At 69.9% G+C, this 12,118-nt stretch carries 10 protein-coding genes and 1 pseudogene; 6 read left to right on the top strand and 5 right to left on the bottom strand.

Annotated features, from left to right (window positions below):
• Window positions 1-9 precede the first annotated feature (9 nt).
• Entirely contained in the window at window positions 10-1,122 is a 1,113-nt protein-coding gene (locus ACGFNV_RS32440; RefSeq protein WP_393627369.1) for a potassium channel family protein, read from the bottom strand.
• Window positions 1,123-1,234: 112 nt separating this feature from the next.
• On the opposite strand from ACGFNV_RS32440, the pseudogene ACGFNV_RS32435 reads away from it, so the two are divergent.
• A pseudogene (locus tag ACGFNV_RS32435) lies at window positions 1,235-1,903 on the top strand (potassium channel family protein); the annotation flags it as partial.
• Between the two features lie 3 nt (window positions 1,904-1,906).
• On the opposite strand, the gene ACGFNV_RS32430 reads toward ACGFNV_RS32435, so the two are convergent.
• On the bottom strand, window positions 1,907-2,755 hold the full coding sequence (locus ACGFNV_RS32430) for an ABC transporter permease (RefSeq protein ID WP_393627367.1): 849 nt from the start codon (window positions 2,753-2,755) through the stop codon (window positions 1,907-1,909).
• A complete protein-coding gene (locus ACGFNV_RS32425; RefSeq protein WP_393627366.1) occupies window positions 2,752-3,747 on the bottom strand; it encodes an ATP-binding cassette domain-containing protein in 996 nt (331 codons plus the stop codon). Before ACGFNV_RS32425 ends, ACGFNV_RS32430 begins: the two co-directional genes overlap by 4 nt.
• Before the next feature lie 127 nt (window positions 3,748-3,874).
• Between ACGFNV_RS32425 and ACGFNV_RS32420 the strand changes: the two genes are divergently transcribed.
• A complete protein-coding gene (locus ACGFNV_RS32420) occupies window positions 3,875-4,876 on the top strand; it encodes an NAD(P)H-quinone oxidoreductase (RefSeq protein ID WP_393627364.1) in 1,002 nt (333 codons plus the stop codon).
• A gap of 43 nt (window positions 4,877-4,919) precedes the next feature.
• Here the strand turns inward: ACGFNV_RS32420 and ACGFNV_RS32415 are convergent, their stop codons facing one another.
• Window positions 4,920-5,306 carry a hypothetical protein gene (locus tag ACGFNV_RS32415; RefSeq protein WP_393627362.1) on the bottom strand — a complete coding sequence of 129 codons (387 nt, stop codon included), beginning with the start codon at window positions 5,304-5,306 and terminating at the stop codon, window positions 4,920-4,922.
• Window positions 5,307-5,497: 191 nt separating this feature from the next.
• Between ACGFNV_RS32415 and ACGFNV_RS32410 the strand changes: the two genes are divergently transcribed.
• Window positions 5,498-6,043 (top strand): bacterial proteasome activator family protein, encoded by a 546-nt coding sequence (locus ACGFNV_RS32410; protein ID WP_133928118.1) that lies wholly within the window; start codon window positions 5,498-5,500, stop codon window positions 6,041-6,043.
• A gap of 91 nt (window positions 6,044-6,134) precedes the next feature.
• On the opposite strand, the gene ACGFNV_RS32405 is transcribed toward ACGFNV_RS32410, so the two are convergent.
• A complete protein-coding gene (locus ACGFNV_RS32405; protein ID WP_393627360.1) occupies window positions 6,135-7,787 on the bottom strand; it encodes a protein kinase in 1,653 nt (550 codons plus the stop codon).
• A 335-nt stretch (window positions 7,788-8,122) separates the two neighbouring features.
• Here ACGFNV_RS32405 and ACGFNV_RS32400 point away from each other — a divergent pair, with 335 nt between their 5' ends.
• The 3 genes from ACGFNV_RS32400 to ACGFNV_RS32390 form a co-directional block, all read left to right on the top strand.
• Window positions 8,123-9,724, top strand: coding sequence for a protein kinase (locus ACGFNV_RS32400; RefSeq protein WP_393627358.1), 1,602 nt, complete (start codon window positions 8,123-8,125; stop codon window positions 9,722-9,724).
• Window positions 9,725-10,261: 537 nt separating this feature from the next.
• Window positions 10,262-11,494: a pyruvate dehydrogenase (acetyl-transferring) E1 component subunit alpha gene (gene pdhA / locus ACGFNV_RS32395; protein ID WP_393627356.1), complete on the top strand. Its 1,233-nt coding sequence runs from the start codon at window positions 10,262-10,264 to the stop codon at window positions 11,492-11,494.
• A 1-nt stretch (window position 11,495) separates the two neighbouring features.
• Window positions 11,496-12,118, top strand: a 623-nt coding sequence (locus tag ACGFNV_RS32390; protein WP_393627355.1) for an alpha-ketoacid dehydrogenase subunit beta, incomplete at its 3' end; no start/stop codon positions are given.

Here is a 12,118-nt window from a genome sequence, read left to right as displayed (position 1 = left end):
GAAACACACCTATTCAACAGTGATGCGAGGGCGGCTCACCGTGATCACCCGGTCTCCCAGACGGAGTTCGGACAGCCGCGGATCGGCGTAGTCCAGCACCTGCCGGTCCCGTACGACGGCCACGACCAGGTCGGCGCAGGCGCGGGGCGTGCGCCCCACCTCCTCGTCCGTCACGGGGCGTTCGATGAGGTCGAGGCCGCTGCCGAGGGTCATGAGGTCTTCGAGGGTCCTGGCCACGGCCGGGCTGACCATGGAGACCCCCAGCAGGCGGCCGGCGGAGCTGGAGCTGGTGACGACGGTGTCCGCGCCGCTCTGCTTGAGCAGTGGGACGTTCTCGTCCTCGCGGGCGGCGGCGACGATCGTGGCGCGCCGATTCAGCTGGCGGGCGGTCAGCGTGACCAGGGCCGCCGTGTCGTCGCGTTGCGGTGCGACGATCACCCGGGAGGCGCTCTGCACCTCGGCCTTCAGCAGCGTCTCCGAGCGGGTGGCGTCCCCGGTCACCGACACCATTCCGTCGTCGCCGGCCACCTGCGACGCCTTGCGCTGCGCGTCCACGACGACGATCCGGTCCTTGGGGATGCCCTGTCCGATCAGCGTCTCCACGGCGTGGCGCCCCTTGGTGCCGTATCCGACGACCACGACGTGGTCGCGGGTGCGGCCGCGCCAGCGGTGGATGCGGACCTGCTGGCGCGTGCGCTCGGTGAGGACCTCCAGGGTGGTGCCGACCAGGATGATCAGGAACAGCACGCGCAGCGGCGTGATGACGAGGATGTTGGTGAGCCGGGCGGCGTCGCTCACCGGGGTGATGTCGCCGTAGCCGGTGGTGGAGAGCGTGACGGTGGCGTAGTACGCCGAGTCGAGGAGGTCGACGGAGTTGTCGGAGCTGTCCCTGTAGCCTTCGTGGTCGACGTAGACGATCAGCATGGTGAGGGCCAGCACCAGCAGAGCCAGGGCCAGGCGGCGCAGCACCTGTTGGAGCGGGGGGATGCCGGTGCGTGCCGGCATCGTGATGAAGTGGCTCGCCTCCTGCTCGTCGCGGGCCTCCCTGCGGGAGCCGTACCAGAGGGACCGGAGGAGCGGCAACCTCCTCGCCCTGGAAGGCTGTTGCTCGTCGTCCCGCATCGCGTGCCCCCTGTGGTGGTGATCCGAACCGTGGGCACCATGGTTGCGGACGGGGGCGCACCCGTCATACAGCAACACGTTCCCGGGCCGGGGACGCGTCGAGAAACCCGGGAGGCCTCTCTTGCGCGACCACACCGTCGTCGTCGGCTTCGGCACGAAAGGACGGTCCGCGATCCGGACCGTCTGTGCGGTGGGCCTGGGGAAGGAACAGGTCGTCGTCATCGACCCGAGCACGAAGGCGATCGAGGCCGCGAGGGCCGAGGGTTTCGAGGGTGTGGTGGGGGACGCGACCCGCAGCGACGTCCTGCGGCGGGCCGAGGTGCAACGGGCGAGAAAGATCATCATCGCGACCCAGCGCGACGACACCGCGGTGCTGGTGACGCTGACCGCGCGCCAGCTCAACCGCGGCGCGACCATCGTGGCGGCGGTCCGCGAGGAGGAGAACGCGCCGCTGCTGAAGCAGTCCGGCGCCGACGAGGTCATCACCAGTGCCGGCGCGGCCGGTCGCCTGCTGGGGCTGTCCGTGCTCAGCCCCGCCGCCGGCGTGGTCATGGAGGACCTCATGAGCCAGGGCAGCGGGCTCGACATCGTGGAACGGCCCGTCACCAAGGCGGAGACGGGCCGCAGCCCGCGCGAGACGGACGACCTGGTCGTCAGCGTCGTACGGGGACACCGGGTGCTGGGCTACGACGATCCGGCCATCGGGGTGCTGGAGTTGACGGACCGGATCATCACGATCGTACGGGTGTCGCCGCCCGCACGGCGGGACGAGCGGATCTGAGCGCTACTTGCGGTTGTACAGCCGCATCGTGACCGGCCCGAAGACCAGCACGAACAGCCCCGCCCACCCCAGCGACCAGGCGATCTCATCGGCCGGCCAGTCGCCCCCCATCAACTCGCGCACCGCGGACGCCAGATGTGTGACCGGGCTGTTGTTGACGAACGCCTGCAGCCAGCCCGGCATGGTGCGGGGATCGACGAAGACGTTGGACAGGAAGGTCAGCGGGAAGATCACCATCATGCTGACGCCCATCACCGACTTCTCGGTGCGCAGCAGCAGTCCGAACATCGTCCAGATCCACGAGAACGCGAACGAGAAGACGATCAGCAGGGCGATCCCGGCGACCACACCCGCGACCCCGCCGTCCGGCCGGTAACCGAGGATCATGCCGACGGTGAGCATCACGGCGGACGCGATGGCGTAACGCAGGGCGTCGCCGAGCAGATAGCCGACCATCGTGGCCGGACGCCAGATCGGCAGCGAGCGGAAGCGGTCGAAGACACCCTTCTCGATGTCCGTGTTGACCGAGACGCCGGTGTACATCGTGATCATCACGACCGACATCACGAGGATGCCGGGCAGCAGGAACTGGATGTACTCCTTCGGCGAGCCGGCCAGCGCCCCACCGAACAGGTACGTGTACATCAGCACCATCATGATCGGGAAGGCGGTGACGTCGAAGAGCTGCTCCGGTACGTGCTTGATCTTGAGCACGGCCCGCCAGCCGAAGGTCAGGGAGGCGGACCAGGCGCTCGGCCGCGGCGGCCGTTCCCTGGCGACGAGCAGGGCGGTCAGCGACTCGGTGCTGACGGGGGCGAGGTCCTGGGTGTCGGTCGTCGTCGCGGTGCTCATGCCGCCACCTCGTCCTTCGCGTCGCGCGTGTCGTGTCCGGTGAGGGCGAGGAAGACCTCGTCCAGGCTGGGCTGGCCCAGCGAGAAGTTGTCGACGGTGATGCCGGCGCGGACCAGTTCGCCGAGGGCCCGCGCGGCCTGCTCGGCGGCCTTGTCGCTCGCCGCCGCGCCGAGCCGGGCCGTCAGCGCCACGGGATCGGGCTCCGGCTGCACGTCCGCGTCCAGCGCCAGGCGCAGTACCCGCGCGGCCTCCGCCCGCTGCGCGGGATCGCGCAGCCGCAGATGCACGGATCCGGCGCCGACGGACGCCTTCAGTTCGCCCTTGGTGCCCTCGGCGATCACCCTGCCGTGGTCGATGACCGCGATCCGGGACGCCAGCTGGTCGGCCTCGTCCAGGTACTGCGTGGTGAGCAGCACGGTGGTGCCCTGCGCGACGACGGCCCGCACGATGTCCCACACCTGGTTGCGGCTGCGCGGGTCGAGGCCGGTGGTCGGCTCGTCGAGGAAGAGCAGGTCGGGTGTGTTGAGGATGGACGCGGCGATGTCGATGCGGCGCCGCATGCCGCCGGAGTAGTGCTTGACCTGCTTTCCCGCCGCTTCCGTCAGTCCGAAGGCCTCCAGCAGCTGCCCGGAGCGCTCCCTGGCCGTCTTCTTGTGGTGCCCGAGCAGCCGGCCGAGCAGGACGAGGTTCTCGGTGCCGGTGAGGTCCTCGTCCACGGACGCGTACTGCCCGGTGAGGCTCACCCGGGAGCGCACGGCGTCGGCGTCCCGGACGACGTCGTGCCCGAAGACATGGGCCTCGCCACCGTCGGGCCTGAGCAGCGTCGCGAGCATCTTCACGGTGGTGGTCTTGCCGGCGCCGTTCGGGCCGAGGACGCCGTAGACCGTGCCGGTCGGCACGGCCAGGTCGACTCCGTCGACGGCCCGCGTCTCGCCGAACGTCTTGACCAGCCCCGCGGTCTCGATGGCCAGGCCTGACGTGTGCTGGCTCATGGTGAGGTGTCCTTCCGCGTACATGGGTGACGCAGGGGAAGACCTTCACCGTCCCGCGAACTCATCGGTGATCGCACGTGGAATTCCGCAGGAGGTCCTTCGACGCATGACGGGTAGCGTCCCTCTCATGTATGCGATCACGATTCCCGAACCTGGTGGACCCGACGCGCTGGTGTGGGACGAGGTGGCCGATCCGGTGCCCGGAGAGAACGAGGTCCTGGTCGACGTGGTGGCCAGTGCCGTCAACCGGGCCGACATCATGCAGCGGCAGGGCTTCTACGACCCGCCGCCCGGCGCGTCCGTGTATCCCGGCCTGGAGTGCTCGGGCCGTATCGCCGCGATCGGCCCCGGTGTGTCCGGCTGGGCCGTCGGTGACGAGGTGTGCGCGCTGCTCTCGGGCGGCGGATACGCCGAGCGGGTCGCCGTCCCCGCCGGACAACTGCTGCCCGTGCCCGAGGGCGTCGGCCTGAAGGAGGCCGCGGCGCTGCCGGAGGTGGTCTGCACGGTCTGGTCGAACGTCTTCATGGTCTCCCACCTCCGCCCGGGCGAGACCTTTCTCGTGCACGGCGGCTCCAGCGGCATCGGCACCATGGCGATCCAGCTGGCCAAGGCCGTCGGCGCGAAGGTCGCCGTCACGGCGGGCTCCAAGGAGAAGCTGGAGTACTGCGCAGGGCTCGGCGCGGAGATCCTGATCAACTACCGCGAGCAGGACTTCGTCGCGGAGATCGAGCAGGCCACGAACGGCGCCGGCGCCGACGTCATCCTCGACAACATGGGCGCCAAGTACCTCGAGCGCAACATCCGGGCCCTCGCCGTCAACGGCCGGCTCGCGGTCATCGGCCTGCAGGGCGGCGTCAAGGCGGAGCTGAACATCGGCGCGTTGCTCAACAAGGGCGCCGCGATCAGCGCGACCTCGCTGCGGCGCCGCTCGCTCGGCGAGAAGGCGGCCATCGTGGCGGCCGTACGCGAGCACGTCTGGCCCCTCCTCGCCGACGGACACGTCCGCCCGGTCATCGACCGCGAGATCCCGATGAACGACGCCGCCACCGCCCACCAGGTCGTGGAGGAGAGCGGCCACGTCGGCAAGGTCCTGCTGGTCACGCCCCAGGCCGGGCGTCAGGGACCGTAACCACGGGCCGAGCCCGGTAGACGTGACAGCCACAGGCCGGGCGCTAGACGCGGCGCAGCCGCAGGGCGAGGAAGGCGAGGCCCAGGCCGAGGCCGATGAGGAGCAGGCCGCTGCCGAGGGGCACGATCCGCAGCACCCGTCCGACGGGCTGCTCCTCGGTGGAGTCGACCCCCGGCGCCTCGGAGGGCACGAGCCCTGCCTCGCCGGGCGGCTCGGCCGGGGGAGGCGGGTCCTCCGCACCGACGGACTCGTCCTCCTCCTCGTCGTTCTCGTCGCTCTCTTCGACGCTCCGCCCCGGCCGCACCCTGCCCTCCCCGGCCCGGCTCCCGGCCCGGTCCGGGGCGGAGGAGGACGCGGACGGAGTGTCGTACGACCAGACGCTGCCGTACGACGGACCTCCCTGCAGCAGCAGGAAAACCACCCCCACCACGCACAACCCCCGCCGCCATGGAGTCACGCCCGTGACCCCCTCCCGGTGTTAAGTCGCCAAGCGAAAGACGGCACAAGCCTGACATCACTCAGTAGTCGGGACACTCCGGACTGCTCCGAACGGAAAAGGTGGATCACCCTTCACCGGGGGCACCACGGTGGTGAGGTGTAGGCGTGCGAGAGAATGGCGGCATGGAGATGCCGAGGAACGAAAGATCGCCGGAGAACGCGCAGCGGATCCTGGTCGTAGGCCAGGACGGCATGGCACTCGGCGGCATCGACGCGGACGAGGACTCCCGCGAGATTCCCGTGACGGAGCAGGTCGAGCAGCCGGCCAAGGTCATGCGGATCGGCAGCATGATCAAGCAGCTCCTCGAAGAGGTGCGCGTGGCTCCCCTGGACGAGGCCAGCCGAGTCCGGCTCAAGGAGATCCACGCCAGCTCGGTCAAGGAGCTGGAGGACGGTCTGGCGCCGGAGCTCGTCGAGGAGCTGGAGCGGCTCTCCCTGCCGTTCACGGACGAGGCGACCCCGAGCGACGCCGAACTGAGGATCGCGCAGGCCCAGTTGGTCGGCTGGCTGGAGGGTCTGTTCCACGGCATCCAGACCACGCTGTTCGCCCAGCAGATGGCCGCGCGCGCCCAGCTGGAGTCGATGCGCCGCGCCCTCCCGCCGGGCGCCTCCCACGAGGGCGGCGACGACCCGCGCGCGGGCGGCCGTTCGGGCGGGCCGTACCTCTAGTGCCGTGACCGGAAAGGTTCACCGGCTCTAGACGACTCCCCATACATCAAGGGCCCGGCGTCGGACGCCGGGCCCTTTCGCGTGCTGTTCGTCAGGAGGGCGGATTGCCCGTGGACACGCTCAGCTCGATCTCCGGCATGTCCTTCGGGTCGACATCCGTGCCGGCGGACGGGAACTGGTCCATGACCGCGCCGTCGCCGTAGGTGTTCTCGTCCACGTCCTTGATCTTGAACTTCCAGCCCGCCGCCTGGGCGCACTCCCTGACCGACTTGATGTACTTGAACTTGAAGTCCGGGATCTGGATCTTGTCCGGGTCGTTGTACGACTCCTGCGGCTCGCTGCACTCCGTCGAGTCGATCGTCTTCGACGTGTCCGGCGCGCGGTAGCCCGCCGCCTTGGTCGCCGACGCGGTGGAACTCGCGCTGTTGTCCCCGCCCGCTTCCTCCCTGCCGCTGCCGCCGTTCAGCGCCAGCGCGGCGATCAGACCGCCGACCGCGAGGACTGCCACCACGGCCGAGCCGATGATCACCGGCCGGTTGCTCTTGCCGCCGCCGGACCCCGAGCCGCCGCCGGAGCCGGAGGGCGACCCGGCCACGGTCTGCGGGGTGATGTTGTACGGCGAGGGGGTGTGCGGCCCGTACGGCGACGGAGTGGGCGTCTGGTAGCCGCCCTGCTGCGGGTAGCCGTACGCCGGGGAGGGCGTCGGAGCGCCGTACGGGTTCGGCGTCGGGGCGGGCTGGTACGGCGTCTGGACGTTCCCCTGGGGCGCCGGGGCCGCCTGGTCGACCGGCGGGAACACCGCGGAGCCGACACCCGCGCCGCTCTGCGTGGGGGCGCCCGGGACGATGCTCGGCGGGGCCGCCTGGAAGGAGGCCGCCACGCGCAGGCACTCGTCGCGCATGGACACGGCGGTCGGGAAGCGCTCGTTCGGGTTCTTCTTCAGCGCGCGGGTGATGAGCGCGTCCACGGCCGGCGGCAGCGCCCGGTTGATCGACGAGGAGGTGACCGGCTCCTCCTGCACGTGCGCGTACGCGATCGCCAGCGGGGAGTCCGCCTCGAACGGCAACCGCCCGGTGACCAGTTGGAAGAGCATGATGCCGACGGAGTACAGGTCGCTGCGCGCGTCCACGCCCCGGCCGAGCGCCTGCTCCGGCGAGAGGTACTGCGGGGTGCCGACGACCATGCCGGTCTGCGTCATCGACGTGACGCCCGACTGCATGGCGCGGGCGATGCCGAAGTCCATCACCTTGACGACGCCACGCTTGGTCATCATCACGTTGCCGGGCTTGATGTCGCGGTGGACCAGCCCCATCTCGTGGCTGATCTCCAGCGCGGCGAGCACATCGGCGGTGATCTTCAGCGCCTTGTCGGCGGGCATCGCGCCGAACTGCCGCACGTCCTCGTCGAGCACCGAGCCGAGCGGGCGGCCCTCGACGTACTCCATGACGATGTACGGAGTGGTCATGCCGTCGACCTCGTCCTCGCCGGTGTCGAAGACGGAGACGATGTTGGTGTGGGTGAGCTTGGCCACGGCCTGGGCCTCGCGGCGGAAGCGCTCGCGGAAGGCCTGCTCGCGGCCCAGCTCGGTGTGGAGTGTCTTGATCGCGACCTGGCGGTCGAGCACCGAGTCGTAGGCGAGGTGCACCGAGGCCATGCCGCCTTCGCCGAGCAAGTCGCGCAACTGATAGCGGCCGCCGGCGAGTGACCGCCCCGCGTACCGGCCCTGTGCGGCGTCCTGGCTCATGTTCTCGCGTCCCCCATTGGCCTGCGGCGCCGGCGATTTGTCATTGATCGAATGCGCCATTCCCGGCCAAGTCTGCCCCAGGGCACTGACACGTCAAGCTCGGTGCCCGTTCCGTGACCGTACGCGAAAGAAGCGTCGCGCAAGCGTTACAGCGGACCTACGCCCGGTACACAGAATTTGCACGACAGCGCCTGCTAACGGTTTCATGGCCGGTCTGTCTCGGACCGGCCCCAGGGGTCTTCCCGGACCGGTGGCTTGCGCGGAGGCTGTAGCGTGGCCGACGGAGACCGTAACAACACCGCGCGTACCGCGGGCAGAAACGACGGCGAGGACTGATGGCACAGCAGCAGCGCGCTCAGGGCCCGTCCGACCCCGAGGCGGCTGGCGGCGGTATGTCAGACGCGCCTGAGCTGTGGGGTAACGGCGGGCTAGTCGGGGACGGCCGGTACAGGTTGACCGGCAGACTCGGCCGGGGCGGCATGGCCGAGGTGTTCGCGGCCGAGGACGTACGTCTCGGACGCACCGTGGCCGTGAAGCTCCTGCGGGCCGATCTCGCCGAGGACCCCGTCTCCAAGGCCCGCTTCACGCGCGAGGCCCAGTCGGTGGCGGGCCTCAACCACCACGCGATCGTCGCCGTGTACGACTCCGGCGAGGACTTCGTGGGCGGCCAGTCCGTGCCGTACATCGTGATGGAGCTGGTCGAGGGCCGCACCATCCGTGACCTGCTGCTGAACGCCGAGGCGCCCGGCCCGGAGCAGGCCCTGATCATCGTCTCGGGTGTCCTGGAGGCGCTGGCCTACTCGCACCAGCACGGCATCGTGCACCGCGACATCAAGCCGGCCAACGTCATCATCACGCACAACGGCGCCGTCAAGGTGATGGACTTCGGCATCGCCCGCGCCCTGCACGGCGCGTCCACGACGATGACGCAGACCGGCATGGTCATGGGCACCCCGCAGTACCTCTCCCCGGAGCAGGCCCTCGGCAAGGCGGTCGACCACCGCTCCGACCTGTACGCGACGGGCTGCCTGCTGTACGAACTGCTCGCGCTGCGTCCGCCGTTCACGGGCGAGACCCCGCTGTCGGTGGTCTACCAGCACGTTCAGGACATCCCGGTGCCCCCGTCCGAGACCTCTGAGGGCGCGTCCCCGCCGGAGCTCGACGGGCTTGTCATGCGCTCACTCGCCAAGGAGCCGGACGACCGGTTCCAGACCGCCGAGGAGATGCGCGGGCTGGTCCAGTACGGGCTGCAGATGCTGTACGACCAGGGCGGCCACACCGGCACCTGGGACACCGGCCCCGTCACCTCGCACGGCGGTCGGCAGACCCCGGCCGGGGGCTTGGCCGGCACCTCGGTGATGCAGCACCCCGGCGACTCCTCCGGCACCACGCAGATCCCGCAGCCGATCCTGCCCTCCGGGTACGGCGGCGGTGACGAGGGCGGCTTCGAGGGGCACGGCAACCGGGGCAGCGGCCGCGGCAAGCTGTGGATCCTGGCCGTCCTCGCGGTGATCGCCATCGCGGCGGGCGTGGCGCTGGCGCTGAACAACGGCGGTTCGGGCAAGGGCGGCGGCGAGACCACGAAGTCGCCGACCCAGTCCCAGACGACCAAGGACGAGGAGCCGTCCAAGTCGCCGAGCGAATCGGCGAGCGAAGAGCCGAGCGAAGATGACACCTCGGGCGACGGCACCGGCGGTTCGGGCTCCGGCTCGTACTACTCGCCGTCGCCCCGACCGTCGTACTCGCAGTCCCCGTCGCCCAGCAGCGAGCCGAGCGACGAGCCGACGGACCAGCCGACCGACACGCAGCCGTCGAACCCGGCGACCCAGTCGCCGCCCCCGGCGAGCGACCCGGAGACGCCCCCCGCGGACGACGGCGGCACGACGGACGGCGGCACGACGACCGGCGTCGCAGGCGGAGGCGTCGGGGGCGGCTGACGCCGAGCCGATCATCAGTCGACACACGCGCGTGGAGCCCGATGGGGCTCCACGCGCGTGTGCGTTGCGCCGAAGCAGGTGCTTCTTCCTCCGGCTTCTCCCCCCGGCTTCTTCCTGTACTTCTGCCCGGCTGGCCGAAAGACGCGGAGAACAAAGCTCCCGATTTCTCCTCCTCTGCGGCCGAAAGAGTCGTTCATGAACTCTTCCCGTCGCCGGGGTGACCGGGATAACGTGCCGGTGTTCCGGCCCCCTGCCAGGCTGTGACCAGAGCCGTGACCAGCGGCTTCTCCGAACCCGTGGGAAATACTCGGATCTCCAAGCAAAAATAGTTGGAGATCCAAGCAAAAACGCAGGTCAGGAGGGGTTTCACAGAAATGTGGAGCACTGGGTAACGTGATTGATGCAGGGCGCTCGCCGGGGCACCTGTCACGCCTGTTCCCGGCCGAGTGGCACCCACCCCGTGCAACGGGTGTCGGAAACAGGTGAGCCGCACTGGATCCCGGCAATCCCGGGGGCCGGACCGACGGAGGAGCACACGTGACCGTGGAGAGCACTGCCGCGCGCACACCGCGACGCAGCGCCGGGAGCAAGGCCGGCACCGCCGGTGCCAAAGCAGCCGGCACCACCGGTACCAAGCGCACCACCCGCACGACAGCCAAGAAGGGAACCGCCGCCCAGCAGGGCGCCGACCCCGAACTCGTGCAATTGCTGACGCCCGAGGGCGAGCGCATCAAGAACGCCGAGTACGACAAGTACGTCGACGGCTTCACCCCCGAAGACCTCCGCGGCCTGTACCGCGACATGGTGCTCACCCGGCGCTTCGACGCCGAGGCCACCGCCCTGCAACGCCAGGGCGAGCTGGGCCTGTGGGCCTCACTGCTCGGCCAGGAGGCCGCCCAGATCGGCTCCGGCCGGGCGCTGCGCGACGACGACTACGTCTTCCCGACCTACCGTGAGCACGGCGTCGCCTGGTGCCGCGGCGTCGACCCGACGAACCTCCTCGGCATGTTCCGCGGCGTGAACAACGGCGGCTGGGACCCCAACAGCAACAACTTCCAGCTGTACACGATCGTCATCGGCTCCCAGACGCTGCACGCGACGGGCTACGCCATGGGCGTCGCCAAGGACGGCGCGGACTCGGCGGTCATCGCCTACTTCGGCGACGGCGCCTCCAGCCAGGGCGACGTCGCGGAGTCCTTCACCTTCTCCGCGGTCTACAACGCCCCGGTCGTCTTCTTCTGCCAGAACAACCAGTGGGCGATCTCCGAACCCACCGAGAAGCAGACCCGGGTGCCGCTCTACCAGCGCGCCCAGGGCTACGGCTTCCCGGGCGTCCGTGTGGACGGCAACGACGTCCTGGCCTGCCTCGCGGTGACGAAGTGGGCCCTGGAGCGGGCCCGCGCCGGTGAGGGACCGACCCTGGTCGAGGCGTACACGTACCGCATGGGTGCCCACACCACCTCCGACGACCCCACCCGCTACCGCCACGACGACGAGCGGGCGGCCTGGGAGGCGAAGGACCCGATCCTGCGGCTGCGCCGCCACCTCGAGGCCTCAAACCACGCGAACGAGGGATTCTTCGAGGAACTGGAGGCGGAGAGCGAAGCGTTGGGCAAACGAGTGCGCGAAGCGGTCCGTGCCATGCCGGACCCGGACCACTTCGCCATCTTCGAGAACGTGTACGCGGACGGGCACGCGCTCGTCGACGAGGAGCGTGCGCAGTTCGCCGCCTACCAGGCTTCGTTCGCGGACGTAGAGGGGGGTCACTGAAATGGCCGAGACCGTCAAGAACATGGCCATGGCCAAGGCGATCAACGAGTCGCTGCGCCGCGCCCTGGAGACCGACCCCAAGGTTCTCGTCATGGGCGAGGACGTCGGCAAGCTCGGCGGTGTCTTCCGTGTCACCGACGGCCTGCAGAAGGACTTCGGCGAGAGCCGTGTCATCGACACCCCGCTCGCCGAGTCCGGCATCGTCGGCACCGCGATCGGTCTCGCCCTGCGCGGCTACCGCCCCGTGGTGGAGATCCAGTTCGACGGCTTCGTCTTCCCCGCCTACGACCAGATCGTCACCCAGCTCGCCAAGATGCACGCCCGCTCCCTGGGCAAGGTCAAGCTCCCCGTCGTCGTGCGCATCCCCTACGGTGGCGGTATCGGCGCGGTCGAGCACCACTCCGAGTCCCCCGAGGCCCTCTTCGCCCACGTCGCCGGCCTGAAGATCGTCTCCCCGTCCAACGCCGCCGACGCGTACTGGATGATGCAGCAGGCCATCCAGAGCGACGACCCGGTCATCTACTTCGAACCCAAGCGCCGCTACTGGGACAAGGCCGAGGTCAGCACGGAGGCCATCCCGGGCCCGCTGCACAAGGCACGCGTGGTCCGCGAGGGCACCGACCT

The organism is Streptomyces sp. NPDC048751 (genome assembly GCF_043198595.1).
Lineage (GTDB): Bacteria > Actinomycetota > Actinomycetes > Streptomycetales > Streptomycetaceae > Streptomyces.
Note: the sequence above shows the minus strand (reverse complement) of the source record. Positions and strands in the feature narration are given on the sequence as shown.